General features: G+C 36.2%; 12 protein-coding genes. 4 read left to right on the forward strand and 8 right to left on the reverse strand.

The genetic code is table 11. The annotated features are described in order from the left end of the window. The first annotated feature begins 14 nt into the window (after positions 1–14). From otnI to BDD30_RS01370, 4 genes are all read left to right on the forward strand, one after another. The gene (gene otnI, locus BDD30_RS01355; RefSeq protein WP_015834153.1) at positions 15–794 is read left to right on the forward strand and encodes a 2-oxo-tetronate isomerase; all 780 of its coding nucleotides are present in this window, start codon (positions 15–17) and stop codon (positions 792–794) included. A gap of 11 nt (positions 795–805) precedes the next feature. Continuing rightward, positions 806–1,633, forward strand: coding sequence for a DeoR/GlpR family DNA-binding transcription regulator (locus BDD30_RS01360; protein ID WP_015834152.1), 828 nt, complete (start codon positions 806–808; stop codon positions 1,631–1,633). 133 nt (positions 1,634–1,766) lie between these two features. Next, entirely contained in the window at positions 1,767–2,732 is a 966-nt protein-coding gene (gene denD / locus BDD30_RS01365; RefSeq protein ID WP_015834151.1) for a D-erythronate dehydrogenase, read from the forward strand. A 2-nt stretch (positions 2,733–2,734) separates the two neighbouring features. Next, on the forward strand, positions 2,735–4,120 hold the full coding sequence (locus BDD30_RS01370) for a GntP family permease (protein ID WP_015834150.1): 1,386 nt from the start codon (positions 2,735–2,737) through the stop codon (positions 4,118–4,120). Positions 4,121–4,717: 597 nt separating this feature from the next. Here the strand turns inward: BDD30_RS01370 and BDD30_RS01385 are convergent. The 8 genes from BDD30_RS01385 to BDD30_RS01420 all read right to left on the reverse strand — a co-directional run bounded on the left by BDD30_RS01385 (position 4,718) and on the right by BDD30_RS01420 (position 14,499). Then, the gene (locus tag BDD30_RS01385; protein WP_121302533.1) at positions 4,718–5,155 is read right to left on the reverse strand and encodes a DUF1240 domain-containing protein; all 438 of its coding nucleotides are present in this window, start codon (positions 5,153–5,155) and stop codon (positions 4,718–4,720) included. Then, positions 5,148–6,044, reverse strand: coding sequence for a hypothetical protein (locus BDD30_RS01390; RefSeq protein ID WP_015834148.1), 897 nt, complete (start codon positions 6,042–6,044; stop codon positions 5,148–5,150). Before BDD30_RS01390 ends, BDD30_RS01385 begins: the two co-directional genes overlap by 8 nt. 496 nt (positions 6,045–6,540) lie before the next feature. Next, positions 6,541–7,524, reverse strand: coding sequence for a hypothetical protein (locus tag BDD30_RS01395; RefSeq protein ID WP_015834147.1), 984 nt, complete (start codon positions 7,522–7,524; stop codon positions 6,541–6,543). Positions 7,525–7,608: 84 nt separating this feature from the next. Continuing rightward, positions 7,609–8,508 (reverse strand): cycle-inhibiting factor, encoded by a 900-nt coding sequence (locus BDD30_RS01400; RefSeq protein ID WP_015834146.1) that lies wholly within the window; start codon positions 8,506–8,508, stop codon positions 7,609–7,611. 157 nt (positions 8,509–8,665) lie between these two features. Then, positions 8,666–9,580: a Pvc16 family protein gene (locus BDD30_RS01405; RefSeq protein WP_015834145.1), complete on the reverse strand. Its 915-nt coding sequence runs from the start codon at positions 9,578–9,580 to the stop codon at positions 8,666–8,668. A 24-nt stretch (positions 9,581–9,604) separates the two neighbouring features. After that, on the reverse strand, positions 9,605–11,677 hold the full coding sequence (locus tag BDD30_RS01410; protein ID WP_015834144.1) for an ATP-binding protein: 2,073 nt from the start codon (positions 11,675–11,677) through the stop codon (positions 9,605–9,607). Positions 11,678–11,686: 9 nt separating this feature from the next. Continuing rightward, positions 11,687–13,585 (reverse strand): contractile injection system tape measure protein, encoded by a 1,899-nt coding sequence (locus tag BDD30_RS01415; RefSeq protein WP_015834143.1) that lies wholly within the window; start codon positions 13,583–13,585, stop codon positions 11,687–11,689. 62 nt (positions 13,586–13,647) lie between these two features. After that, positions 13,648–14,499 (reverse strand): tail fiber protein, encoded by an 852-nt coding sequence (locus BDD30_RS01420; RefSeq protein WP_049795201.1) that lies wholly within the window; start codon positions 14,497–14,499, stop codon positions 13,648–13,650. Positions 14,500–14,617 lie beyond the last annotated feature (118 nt).

Here is a 14,617-nt window from a genome sequence, read left to right on the forward strand (position 1 = left end):
AAAAGGAATTCATCATGGCTGAATTTGCGGCAAACCTAAGCACGATGTTTAACGACGTTCCTTTTAAAGAACGTTTTGCCCGCGCAGCCAAAGCTGGATTTAAAGGCGTTGAATATCTGTTTCCTTATGAAGAAACAGCTGAAGACCTTGCTGCCCTGTTACAACAACATCAATTAACACAGGTTCTGTTCAACATGCCTGCCGGAAATTGGGCGGCGAATGAAAGAGGAATAACCGCTATTCCTGGCCGTGAAAAAGAATTTGCCGAAGATGTACAAACCGCTCTGAAATATGCATTGGCTCTGAACTGTAAGCAAATTCATGCTATGGCAGGAAAACTGAATGAACAATTTACACCAGAACAACAACGTGAGTGTTATATCAGAAATATTCAACATTCCGCTGATGTGATGGCGGAACATAACATTAACATATTAATTGAACCGATTAATAATCGTGATATGCCGGGTTATTTTCTGACAACTCAGCATCAGGCTGAAATATTGCTTAAAGACATTGACCGTCAAAATGTTTTTATTCAGCTAGATCTTTATCACTGCCAGATTATGGAAGGCGATTTACTCCGTACTATTGAACGTTTATGGGGAAAATTCAGTCACATTCAGATTGCCTCCGTGCCAGAACGCCATGAACCTGATAGCGGCGAAGTCAATTATCCATGGTTGTTTAATAAGCTGGATGAAATGGGCTATCAAGGCTGGCTAGGCTGTGAATACTATCCCATCGGCTACACTGAAGATGGTCTGGGCTGGTTAATCAAGGCACAGAAATAACAGGAGAAAATATGCTGCCATCAGAGCGCAGAGACTTTATTTATCGCTATGTACATGAGTATCGTACAATTTCCATCAGCGCACTGGTTGAACTGATGAACGTTTCGCATATGACAGTACGGCGGGATATCCGCACTCTGGAAGAGGAAGGAAAAGTTATCAGTATCAGTGGCGGTGTGCAACTCAGTGATGCTCTACGCCAAGAATTACCCTGGAATGAAAAAGCCCAGCTTAATCATCGACATAAACGAGAAATTGGTCAATATGCGGTATCCATGGTTGAAGATGGACAGGTTGTTTATCTTGATGCCGGCACTACGACATTTGAGATTGGCAGAATATTGGCTGAGCGTTTTCACCTCACCATCATTACTAATGATTTTTCCATTACCCAATACCTGATGAACAAACCTCAGTTGAACCTGTTCCATACCGGGGGACAAGTCGATAAGCGAAATCATTCTTGTGTTGGCCGCACCGCAGCTATGCTACTTCGCAGCTTGAATATAGACATTGCTTTTATTAGCACCAGTTCATGGGATCTGGAGCATGGTGTCTCTACACCGCATGAAGAAAAAGTATTAGTCAAACAAGCAGTACTAGAAACTGCCCGCCGCCGGGTTTTAGTTTCTGACAGCAGTAAATATGGCAAATACGGCATGTTTCGTGTCTGCCCGCTGTCGAGTTTGGATGATATTGTCTGTGATAGCCAACTTTCTCCCAAAGTGCAGCAACAATTACAAGAGCACAACCTGATATTACACACCGTCAATATAGACCCAATGGATTTCAAGATGCATCGCGACAGCAAGGGAGCGAATCCCCGGGAGCATAGATAACTCTGTGACCGGGGCGAGTGAGTGCAGCCAACAAAGAGGCAACTTGAAAGATAACAGGTACATAAGAACAAAAAATCTACCTTACACGCAAAATAGCTCAGAGTTATTGAGCTATTAAACAAGGAGAGTCGCAATGAAAGTGATAATCACTGGTGCCGCAGGTTTTCTGGGCCAGCAACTTGCCAGTGCTCTGCTTACAAATAACCAAGAATTAAACATCGAGCAACTAATATTGACCGATATTCACCCCCCTATTTCACCGGTTAATGATCCCCGAGTTCAGTGTCTGGCACTGGATCTGACTCAGCCAGATGCTGCGGAAAAGCTGATTGATGAAGATAGTACCGTACTATTCCATTTAGCTGCGATTGTCAGTAGTCACGCTGAAAATGATTTTGATCTCGGTTTGCAAGTTAACTTTGATGTTACTCGTCATTTATTGAACGCTGCCCGAGCCAAAAATCCAGAATTGAAATTTATTTTTACCAGCTCCCTTGCCGTATTTGGTGGAGAATTACCAGCAACCATCACAGATCAATGTGCGGTTAATCCTCAATCATCCTACGGCACACAGAAAGCCATGTGTGAATTGATGATTAATGACTATTCCCGTAAAGGATTCGTGGATGGCCGAGTACTCCGACTGCCAACAATCAGTATTCGTCCCGGAAAACCAAACAAAGCAGCATCCTCCTTTGCTAGCAGCATCATACGTGAACCCCTACATGGTGAAATCGGCGTTTGCCCAGTTTCCCACAATCTCACCTTATGGCTTTCCAGCCCTGAAACCGTGATCCGCAACTTTATTCATGCGGCTCAAATTCCAGCTGAAAAATTTGGCAGGTCCCGCACAGTTAATTTACCGGGTATCAGTGTGACGATTCAGGCCATGATTGATGCGCTGGCAGAAGTTGCCGGGCAAAAAGCGGTGGATCTTATCCGCTTCGAACCAGACGAAAACATTAACCGTATTGTTGCCAGTTGGCCGGGTAACTTTGACATCAGTCGTAGTCTGTCGCTGGGTTTCTATACTGATGGGGCTTTCAGTGATGCGATACGTGCTTTCATCACCAGTAACATGTTCCAAAATGGAGGCTAAGTATGGAACTCTACATTCCGGTCGTTGGTCTGGGTATAGCCGTATTTGCTCTAATCTTTCTTGTGCTACGTACCCGTGTTCACGCTTTGCTGGCAATGTTGATTGCCGCTGCAATCGCTGGAATTTCTGGTGGTTTAACCGCAGCTAATACTATCGATGTCATCACTAAAGGCTTCGGTTCTACCCTTGGCAGTATTGGTATTGTTATCGGTTTAGGTGTCATGATGGGGAGAGTGCTGGAAGTTTCTGGCGCTGCTGAACAGATAGCTTACAGCTTTATTAGGTGGCTGGGTAAAAAACGCGAAGAGTGGGCTTTAGCGATCACCGGTTATATCGTCAGTATTCCGATTTTTGTCGATTCTGCTTTCGTTATCCTCTACCCACTCGCTAAGGCATTGGCAAAAAAAGGGAAACGTAATCTACTGACTCTCGGTGTAGCCCTGGCTGGTGGATTGGTTGTTACCCATCACGCAGTCCCGCCCACACCTGGGCCATTGGGTGTCGCGGGTATCTTTGGCGTAGATATCGGCGCGATGATGCTAGCGGGAATGGTGCTGGCAGTTCCTTGCGTTATTGGTATTGTGTTCTATGCCAAATGGTTGGCAATAAAATATCCAGAATTTCAGCCAGTTGATGAAGCAGAACAAACTCAGGATCTGCAAGCAATCCATCAGCGCTATATGGAAGAAAAGGCAAACAAATCATTACCTGCCCTATCTCTGTCCTTGTTACCGATTATCGTTCCTATCGTTTTAATCTTCATTAAAGCGATTAATGGACTGTTACTCAGTACTGAAACCTTTATTGGACAAGAAAACAATTTCTATTTTCAATCACTTGATTTCCTTGGTGCTCCGGTTATTGCCTTATCAATCAGCGTATTGTTAGCCGTTTATACTTTAATGCCAAAAGTCAATAAGCACGAAGTGATTAATCGACTAGAAGAAGGTTTACAGGCTGCCGGTATTATTTTATTAGTGACAGGAGCTGGCGGTGCGTTAGGCGCAGTACTACGTGAAAGTGGCACCGGCACTATTCTGGCACAACATATAGCAAACCTACCTCTGACACCCGTGATGATTCCATTTATCATTGCAACACTGGTCCGTTTAATTCAAGGCTCCGGTACCGTGGCAATGATTACCGCAGCTTCCATTTCTGCCCCGATCATTAGTCAGATTCCGGGGATCAATATGCTGGTTGCCGCACAAGCAGCAACTATGGGGTCGCTATTCTTTGGTTATTTTAATGATAGCCTATTTTGGGTAGTTAACCGGATGATAGGAATTAAAGATGTGAAACAACAGATGATTGTCTGGTCAGTACCAACCTCTATTGCATGGGCAATTGGTTTATGCGGTGTCATCATCCTGGATCTGGTGCTATAAACACAAAATCATCAATAAAAATGGTGATTTGAATCACCATTTTTACATTCAACTTTAATGCAAGTAACAAACAATATTTTAGATTTCTATTTCTTGATTTATATCACTATTGTAAATTTTACTTATGTATTAGGTTACATACTTAACTTACTTAACCTGAACTCTGGATAAAAAATAGAACTAAAAACCTAATTCAAATGAATCTCTAAATGGTAATTTTATTTTTTACAGAACAAGTCAAACTGGACAATTGAATTGTTTTATGAAGTTAAAATAATTGAAGCCACTATTACTGATATTTCCTGTGTATATCCACATTCTATAAATAATTTCGATGCCATGCCATATGAAAGGGTTTTGCTAAATTACAAATCAATTTCATGGAATCATATAACAGCAGGAACATCACACAGAGCCTATTAATAAAATAAGCTCCATAAGTCTCATCTAATAAGCATAGCAAATGCCATACCCAATAAATTTCGAGTTGCAGCGCGGTGGCAAGTGAACGAATCCCCAGGAGCATAGATAACTATGTGACTGGGGTGAGTGAAAGCAGCCAACAAAGCAGCAACTTGAAGGATGAAGAGTATATGCTTATTTACATAGTGATATGTCTTTTGCATACTTATTAGTTGCCATCCATGATGATTTATCACATAGAAAATAATTTTCATTTTTCAGTTCAAAATCAACATAAAAAGAAAAAAACAAAGCAAAAACAAATCCAAATATCGCTATAAAGGTAACCAGCCCTCCAATTTTATTACTACTTAAATTTATCTTTTTTTTATTACTTAAAAACACCTTGTTATTATTTAAAAGAGACTTAAATAACAATATGGATATATACATACACAATGGGCTACACCAAATAAACCAAGCACTTATGGTTGAAGATGTAATAATATCGCTTCTAGTTAAAAACCCTCGATAATCGATTGTCGACGCTAACACACCAATAACCGAAGCACTCATAAATATTAATGCAGAAATAAATATTTTTACTCTAGATGGAGTGTTTTTATTACCCACGATAATCCCTTCCCCAAGCATTGAAAATTTGATCGGGATGATAAGTACTTATAGGAGTTTTTGCCTTATGTTCTTTTAATCTCTTAATTATAGTTTCACTAATTTTAAATTCATCATCTAACCACATTAACCCCCAAACAACAAGCGCCCCAATTATGAAAACGCCGATAGCTATAGCAGTAGTACTAAGAGCAGCAGTAACAACAAACGAAGTTGCTGCTGCAACTGTTGTTTTTGCTATTATAGTTGCGACAATCATCTTCGCCATATCCATCGATAAATTAACAAAAAAGTTAGTTAAATCATATTCACTCTTAAACATCAATTCAACAGATCTATATGCAGCAGAATATATAACACCAAACCTAGCTCCTTTAACAATACTACCTTCCATAGCCACAGAACCTATCCCAACTTCCATTATTTTTTTATTATTAATAAGATATCTTGTAGCATTCAAATATTTTCTAATACCTGGACAATCAGTTAGTTTTATATATCTTTCTCCATTCTTCCCCAAATATTCTATAGCTTTTATCCCATTACCTTTAAGTTCATTTATTATATGCGTAAAAATTCCAATATTTATAGGCTTGAAATTTTTTGCCACTTTAAAAACCCCAGGTGTATCTTTTATATTCCCTGAGAAATTTGACAAAACATCAGTTACTGGAAATACAGTACCATTTAGAAGTGATTTAATATCACACCCTAATTCTTTCAAAAAAATAATAGCTTCATTTTCATCTAATAAGGCGTAGTAATCTACATTTTCTTTTAGTTGCTTTTCAAGATCTTTATAATTGATATAATCCATTTGTTTTTTGAAATTCTTTTCATAATCAAAATCATCTTCAACCCATGTTCTTAATCGTGGATCATATTTCACTTTATAACTCCATTTATATTTACTATTAATGAGCACCTCATATATTATCGAACTCAGCTATTTTTTCTTTAGTTTTCCTGAACTTTTGTGAACTTGATCAAGTTTCCTTGTTAAGGACTCGACACTCTGTTTTAAATAATATCGTTATAAAGAATACCTGCTATGAGCATCGTCCATTTCTCATGACGACGCTTATAAGGCGCTAGCTAAAAGGGAAACGTAATCTGCTGACTCTCAGGGTAGCAGTTGCTGGCAGCGACTTGCTATAAACACAAAATCATCAATAACATTTATCATCCAGCCTCTTTAACCTAAGAGGCTGGACAACAGTGTACTGATAACCCTATAATTTTTGCAGGATTTTATTTCTTAAGGGCAAAAAGCATTGGTGTCATGAAAAATTGTACTTTCTTATTAACATAGAAAATTTAAATGTCTTTAATTACGGTCTCCTGAAAATCCGCAAGATAAATTTCTCCTTATGGCTAGCTCTTAACTATTTCTTAATAAAGTTTATTTTACTATCGTACCCTTTCCTATGAGCATGACGAATTTCAGAGAAAGTTATTGGTTCAGCATATTCACTTGCCCCCTCTTTCCTTCTATTACCATGCTTCCATGGTTTATTTGACCTTATTTGATCGGTAGTTAATTCTTCTCCATTAAATCCAACGATAACAAATCTGAAATCAGGTGATGCTAGTTGTTCTATAAACCAACTCATTCCTAGTTTACTCGTTTGTCTGAAGAATGCAGTTGCTATAATATCTTTTAGCCATGTTTGCTCTTCTCCTGATAAGTTTTTTGTAACATCAACAGCATTTTTGGCTGAAGCAAATTTCATTAATATTTTTCTCTGTTTTGGGATAGTTAAATTGCTACCATTACTGTTTTTTAAAATGAATTCATCTAATTTCTTGTATTCATCTTCACCGGGAGATTTACTAAAAAAACTTTTCTTTTTTGGGATAAGATTATTTATCTTACTTTGAATATCTAATTTTTCCTTATTTTCCATCATATAAAAACCCCATGATCTAGTATAAGCACGTTGCTGTTCTTTGGCTTCCTCTTTAACATTAGGATCGGCAGATTTCATATTTACCCCCATAGCATCAAAATATTTTAGTGAGTGATTTTGTATATTTTTTTCGTTCAATTCAGGAAGCCTATTTTCCTTAAGATCTTGGGAAATTCTGAAGTAATCAGATAAACTTAATTCCCCCATGATTCCAAGTCCTGCATTATATTCATCGATGGTAACAGGGTTCTTATTATCAGCAAATGCTTTTTGCATCTCCGGTCCGCGATGTTGACTAAAACCATATATAACCGCATGCTCGATATCTTTATTATCTCGTTTATGTTGAGGTATATTTAACTCAAGATTATCAGTTTGTCTGTTATTACTTGATCTTGTTAAATCAACAGAACTCCGTTCTGTCCGGATAAGATCTTCTTTATGACCGATTATTGGCATAATATTATTACCTCAGAATTTTAATTAACTGTTGACTGCGTTCACTTTCCGCCGCGCTGCAATTTAAAATCTATCGGGTATCAATCAAACTAATTTAGTTTTTAATTTTTCAATATTACTAATGAAATCATTGAGATCATATTCTCTTAAATAAACATCTACCGCTTTATCTTTTTTAATTTTTCCTAACTTTACATTAGCTATATCTTTATTTATATCAAAAATTTCCGCTATTAGTTCTTTTTGCTCACTCTCAGATAGCATAGTGAATTCATTACTTAAAAATTTCTTTAATTTATTCACGTTAATTGATTCTTTTCCTCTGGATTTTAACCAATCTGCTATTTTAAGGGCTGGTAATGCACCATCTCCCAAATCTGACTGATAGATATATCCTACTTTTTCTCTATTCGTTGATGGAATATCAACTAAGAACATATGTCCCAGTCGATGGTCATTAATTAATGCAACATAATTATTTGAACTATTGAGCTGTTCCAATTTTTCAGCAAATTCATTACCATTTATTTTTCCTGTTTGAGCCATTTTTACCGGATCAACCGCATGTTCTCCTTCAGTCATTAATTTAAATATATTTTGTGCAGAATAACCACAAACTGGCTCCGTAGGATCATAAGGATTTTCCCCGACAATATCTTTATAAATTTCAATCCCACCAAATTCAGAAACCATTTCATCAATTTTTTTAAATATGCTTTCCAGATCCCTATCGATGATTTTATCTTGCCAATTATCATTCCAGAGTAACTTATTTCCTTTGCGATCATTATGTAGTTTTATAATATCATCTATTAACTTTGTGGAATTTAAGCTATGATCTTTTCGCTCCGGCATACCATTTAATTTAGCTAAATAATTAAGACAATCCATTTCCAGATAGTTATCTGCCTCCACATTTTCAGATTCTGCTAAATTTGTTTTTTCTTTTACGCAATCATCTTCTTTACTGTATTCTCTCATCATATTACCACCTATTAACTTTAATAAAAAAATATATCAATAAGGAAAATATACTAGTCAACAAGATTTTTATATTCCATTTTTAATTAATTAGTCATAAATTAAAATAAATATATCAACAGAATATCTTTTTTATATGGAATATTTAATATAAAAACAGTCATTTATTATCCTCTATTCCAATTAATTCTTTAGAATTTCCCTCAACAATAATAATACCGGTATTACTTATCTTAACAACAGCACTATGACTATTTTCCCATGCTAAAAGAATATCTTTTATTCTGGATACATAATCCGAACGGGTAACACCAGAAACTTTAAGAATAACGTTTTTATTTTCCTGACTTTCATTATCCTTTGTATGGAATTCAGTTTTCAGATTCACTTTAATAAGAGCAAAGCGTACATCTTCTGTACCACCCAAATCTGAATACAATTTCTCTGCCAGAGCTTGATTTATTTGTAAATTGTCCAGACTCGATTTTTGATTTACAGAAGAGAAGATTTGATTAACTGGTTTTATCGCATCTTTAATATTTAACAGTTTTACCGGTGCAGTGACTGAATATAATAGAGAAAGTCGAGGGCGATTGCTAAGAGCTTGCCAAAAATTACCCAGACTATTGAGATTTTCTTGTGGTGGGATCACTCTGGTATATGCCCCAGGGATTGTAGGTAATTGTCGGCTATTAATCAATGCATTCAAAACACATGTCATAACTTTCACCGCTTGATTATCAGGCTGGCTATCAGGATTAGCACTATCGCTTGATGGCTTATTTGAATGCCAGTAAGTAATTAAGTAGTTGTAATTAATGTTTACCCATCCCGGCAATAATGTGCTGGAGGAAGGGCAATAACTTCTGGACTCGGCAGAACGTAATTGTAGATCTTCATGTATATCATAAAGAAATACACTCACGGTAGGATGTGATGGGATTGACTCCATTTCTGGTAGATCAAAACGGATATCAATTTTTTGACCAGAAATATTTAAATACTGAGACAAGATCTCATTTAATGCATTATTAACCTCAACAATCGCATTATCAGGTTCAATTATATTTTTCATATTAACTCCAATTTTATTAAATATTTAAAAAACCAATCGACCCGTTTTATTTAATTCGAGCATCATGGCTCGTTCTATATATTTATTTTCAATTTTAACGCTATTATCTTCAGCCGACAATATTGATGCTAATAAAGCAATGTTTCTAATATTGGCTCCTGTTAGATCAGCCCGTTTAGCCAAATGTTCAAAATTAATCTCATCCGATAATATGTCTTTTTTTGGCCAAATGGCCTGCCACATTTTTTTACGCAATATTTCATCAGGATAAGTGAAACGGGTAATAAAGGTAAACCGGCGATTAAATGCGCTGTCCAAATGGCTACGGTTATTAGTGGCTAAAATCACTAATCCCGGATAATCCTCCAATCGTTGTAACAGATAAGAAACTTCAATATTAGCATGTCTATCCTGAGCATCTTTCGTTTCACTGCGCTTGCCAAATAATGCATCAGCTTCATCGAAAAACAACACCCCGGAATCTGCTTCGGCCAGATCGAAAATACGGGAGATATTTTTTTCGGTTTCACCGATGTATTTATTCACCACGGTAGAAAGATCCACTTTAATCAGATCAACACCAAGATGTCCGGCAATAACCTCTGCGGCCATGGTTTTTCCCGTCCCTGATTCACCGTAAAATAGAACACTAATGCCTGTGCCATACCCTATTTTTTCCTTAAAGCCTGAAGATAGAATCTGCTCACGGTAATTAATCGCCGCGATGATTTCTTTTAATTGTTGAACTAATTCGTCAGAAATCACTAAATCATTAAAGTGGCGTTTGGGCGTAATTCTCTGGGCTAATTTACCGAAATTCTGTTGAGCGCGGAAACTTAATGCCCGATACAAATCTATTTCCTCTAATTGACCTTCCAATTGCCGGAGTATTTGGTATTGGCAGGCTTCTTTAATGATTAATGGTAATGTTTCTGCTGTAAATGAAAAACGACGACATAATTCTGCTATATTAATCTGATCGGAAGAATGGCTCGGTAAACTTCTTTTTAACATAATTTCTTTTTCTGCCAATGTTGCTACAGGCATATTAATTTGCACCATGGACAGATGTTTAATCCATACTAATGCATCCCCTGACTCTACTAAACAAACCACACGCAATTTTGGCTGGCTCAGCAAAATGGATAATTCACTATTTAATATTTTCTTTTCTTCTGCAAGCAAAGAAAAATTGCGAATTAATAAACAGGCATCGTGTAACCTAGCTTCCCGTACTGCATTTTTTAACAAGTCAGATATGGTGGTTGAGTTATCTTCATTTGGCAAGCGAGCTAAATCAAGGACTAACGTATTGATGCTATGAAACGCCATGATATTACTCACCGTTAATTCTCTGGCGCTAGCCTGTTTTCCTCTAAGTATCACCAGTGGACGCACTTTATCTGTTTCATTCAATAATATTTTCTCAAGTGAGTGACAAAGTGTTGGCGGATACCAGATAGATGATGCAGGAGGACACCAGTAAGTACAGGTTATTAAAGGAGGTAGAATAACCCGATGACCAAATAAAAAATGCCAGACTGCACTGTGAGTTAGAAATTGCGTTTGTAACCAGATAGACTCTTCGTCATTATTGAGTAGTAATAGATGATGACTAATTAATGGCGTTGGCGGTAATAAGCTGTTTTTAAGTAATTGCCGATCACTAAATAATTCAATTGCTAAAGCAAAACTGGGCCATTGTCTTTTGCTATTACCATGCAAAGAAGCAAACAGCGCATGATAACGGCTGTCAAAATGTGGTAATAAACCTAGCAATAAAACATCACGTTCAAACTCAGTAAGTTCAAAACGTTCAACCAATAGCGACAGAGCATTAACGGCAAGATATTTTTCAGTTTCCGGGTAACTAACAATATCACTCACCTCAGATAACCAATGAGGAATGCCCTGCGGTTGTGCTAAATATTGATCTACTTTATCTTCGGTAAGTAAAAAATTCTCTGGTAAGGAATCGTATTTATCTCTCTTTTGATAATAGTAATGCTGCAACAACAGATCAATACGTTCCAAATGAGGATAAATCCAATGTAATTCAGCTATCATATAATGGTTATCTTTAAGTAAAGAATTCATATAAACCTTTTAAATATTTTGCCAGTCTATGGATAAAGGATGATTCAGCCAGGGAAGTTTTGCGATATTTAACGGCCATGGCCAATTGTTTAATAACAGATCAAATGGCTGATGGTGAATTGTGATTTTAATTTCCTGTTCGCCGATCAGCAATTTACCTGACCGTTGTAAAAACAGTTGACGCGCATCATTACGACTTAAGTTTTTCCAACCAGGAAGTTGAGCAATAACTGCATCCAGCCATTGTTCTGTTATCAACCGTTGTTCTGGCTCAAGAGAAATTGATTCATTATCTTCATTGACCATTAGCCCACACAATACATTATTCAGTAACTTTCTTTCTATTTGTCCCTCTGCGTCTCCCCAAATCAAGTAGTCCAATAAATCAACTGCGCTAAACTGAGCCTGGCGATGAATAAAATTTTGTGTTTCAAGCAAACCAAAATGATTAAACAATGCAGGCAACATCGGCCATAGAATTAATATTCCAGCATTATTCACTGGATATAGCGGAGTTTGTTCAGTAAATATCGACTCAACGCGTGGTCTATTAATAGCTCGAAATTGACTACAGTTATTGTCTTTAACGTGCAAGTTCTCTGGTGTTAATAATATTTTCTGATCTTCAGCGATTAACTTCTGATCTGCATTATTTGATACAAAACGTTGCGACAAATGTTGATATTGTTCAGCTGGAAGATGTTTTTTACCCAGTTGTGAAACCGCAGCTAATTGCCATAATGGTGCTAACCATGCTGTACCGGCGCTGTTATATAACGCAGGGTGTTGCAATAGCTGGAGAATATTTTCTGTTTTAACCTCCCCTTTTTGGATCGCTGTAGATATTAATGAAAATTGATGCTGATTTAATGGTGGTAAATCTTGCTGAGGCTTTATCACTAATATCTGTAATAATTGAGTCAATAGAGGATCAACTTCGGTTGTTTGCTGTAAAACATGCTTCCTGAAAGTTTGTTCTTGATAACTAAAGTGATTAACTAAAGTTTCATATTGCTGAATAGAGAAATGTTTTTTACAAAGTTGTGGAATGAGATCTGTTTGCCACAGTTTCGCCAACCACTCATTCAATAAGGAATGATTAGTCACTATAACTTGACGAAATAATGTAATAATAGGCGCAATATTAAGTGTTCCCTGATTGAGGTCAACGATAATACGTGATATCACTTGCGTATCTGGCTTAATTATCTCCTGTATATTATGCGATTGCATATATCCCAGCGCATTCAATATCAGTTGACAAGAGGAAATCAATTCTTCCTGATGCTGTGATATATTTATATTCTCTGATAATTTGCTATTAATGGCAGTTAATAAAGCCGGTTGATTGATAGAAAGAAGTCGTTGCAAACTATATTCAGATAAACAACTTTTTGCCAATAATAATGTCAAGTGACTTCCCATTCGTGTTAATTGATTAATTAAATGTTTGATATTGACATTATCTAGCATTAATTTTCCTGAATTTAATTTAAAATCTTTCTGATATAAATGATGAATAAAATCCTCTATATTAATTAAATGCTTATCCTTAATTAAAGAAGGTAAAGAAGGCTTATTGGTGTGTTTTAATTTAATTGAATCTTTCTGAAAAATTTTTTCTTCATTATTATTATAATATTGACTAAATACTCTATTTAGCGCAGCATTAAGCCTTATCGTAAACAATGAGTTAAAATTATGAGAACTTATTTTACCAAGATCTAATGATAATGTTTCCAGATAAATATCTTGATTGATTGTATGTTCATTAAAATATAAGTTAAATAGCTTATATATATTAGTTTGATTTAGCAGAGAACCATGCAATACTTTTTTAGCCTCCTGTTGATTATCAGCTTCAATATTAACGGTAATCCGATTCAGCAGATTTTTCTCAGAAACCATATAAACATTTCCTTTTTAATTAATAAAAGTAGATGACATAAATCTGCCAATGTGCAATAAAATTAAAGCTTTATAATAAAAGCTAATAAATAGTAAGGCGGAACTACGTCAACTTTATGACTATGTGGAGAAGATGATGCTGTGGCTGAATGATTATGCCCTTTTCCTTCCCCAACTTCTGATGTATTTGGATGGAGATCATCATTATTGCTACTTTTATCTGTGTGCCAAAATGACGAAGAATAAGTATTATCTATTCGGTATGGTGTTTTACCCCATTTAACATGGGGATATCCAAATCCTACATCGCTATGATAGGGAAGACCTTGAATATGGTTATGCTTAGGTATTTGTGAGATATCCAGTGTGGTATTTTCTACTTTAACATCAATAGAAACTGTTATTGATTCTGTATCTTTTAAGAAGTTTTTATTATTTCCATCACCATTAGCTTTTTTACTACTTTCCCCTTTTTCAGCAAAGGTCTCACTGCACATAATAAAACGGTTTCTTAAATCTGGAACTTTAATGCCATTGTATTCTCCTCCATCACAAAAAGCCCAACCTGGGGGAATTTCATTCTCTGAACCTGAAAACATCACGATCATTCCTTTAGGAAATATTTGGTCTGAATTAATATTAATGCCATTTTTATCAACAGTGATACCATTCCCAGCTTTAACCACTAATCTACCATGATCATCTAATGCTAGCGCTGAATTTGGATTACCAGCTTGCCCAGGCGCTTGCCCGGTTGCTTTACGGCCAATATCAGCAATATCAATTAAATGTTCATAATCAGTCTGTAATGGAATACTGCCTTCTTTAAAACGATCTTTTAAATTTTTTACTGAGAGATCTTTTGATTCACTCTTAGTATTTTCTGCTTTTGGTAAATCATTTTCTTTTCCCATCTTTATCACCTTATAGTATCGAATTATTTTAAATACCCATGTGGATATTACGACTAAATAATAAAGGATAATTAATTTAATAGTAAAATCAATGGTTCCTATTATGATGAAACATTAC

It is taken from the genome of Photorhabdus asymbiotica (assembly GCF_003634575.1).
Lineage (GTDB): Bacteria > Pseudomonadota > Gammaproteobacteria > Enterobacterales > Enterobacteriaceae > Photorhabdus > Photorhabdus asymbiotica.

Coding starts and splice junctions, on each gene's coding strand:
- otnI (WP_015834153.1), top strand. CDS start 15: ATGGCTGAATTTGCGGCAAACCTAAGCACGATGTTTAACGACGTTCCT.
- BDD30_RS01360 (WP_015834152.1), top strand. CDS start 806: ATGCTGCCATCAGAGCGCAGAGACTTTATTTATCGCTATGTACATGAG.
- denD (WP_015834151.1), top strand. CDS start 1,767: ATGAAAGTGATAATCACTGGTGCCGCAGGTTTTCTGGGCCAGCAACTT.
- BDD30_RS01370 (WP_015834150.1), top strand. CDS start 2,735: ATGGAACTCTACATTCCGGTCGTTGGTCTGGGTATAGCCGTATTTGCT.
- BDD30_RS01395 (WP_015834147.1), bottom strand. CDS start 7,524: ATGCCAATAATCGGTCATAAAGAAGATCTTATCCGGACAGAACGGAGT.
- BDD30_RS01400 (WP_015834146.1), bottom strand. CDS start 8,508: ATGATGAGAGAATACAGTAAAGAAGATGATTGCGTAAAAGAAAAAACA.
- BDD30_RS01405 (WP_015834145.1), bottom strand. CDS start 9,580: ATGAAAAATATAATTGAACCTGATAATGCGATTGTTGAGGTTAATAAT.
- BDD30_RS01410 (WP_015834144.1), bottom strand. CDS start 11,677: ATGAATTCTTTACTTAAAGATAACCATTATATGATAGCTGAATTACAT.
- BDD30_RS01415 (WP_015834143.1), bottom strand. CDS start 13,585: ATGGTTTCTGAGAAAAATCTGCTGAATCGGATTACCGTTAATATTGAA.
- BDD30_RS01420 (WP_049795201.1), bottom strand. CDS start 14,499: ATGGGAAAAGAAAATGATTTACCAAAAGCAGAAAATACTAAGAGTGAA.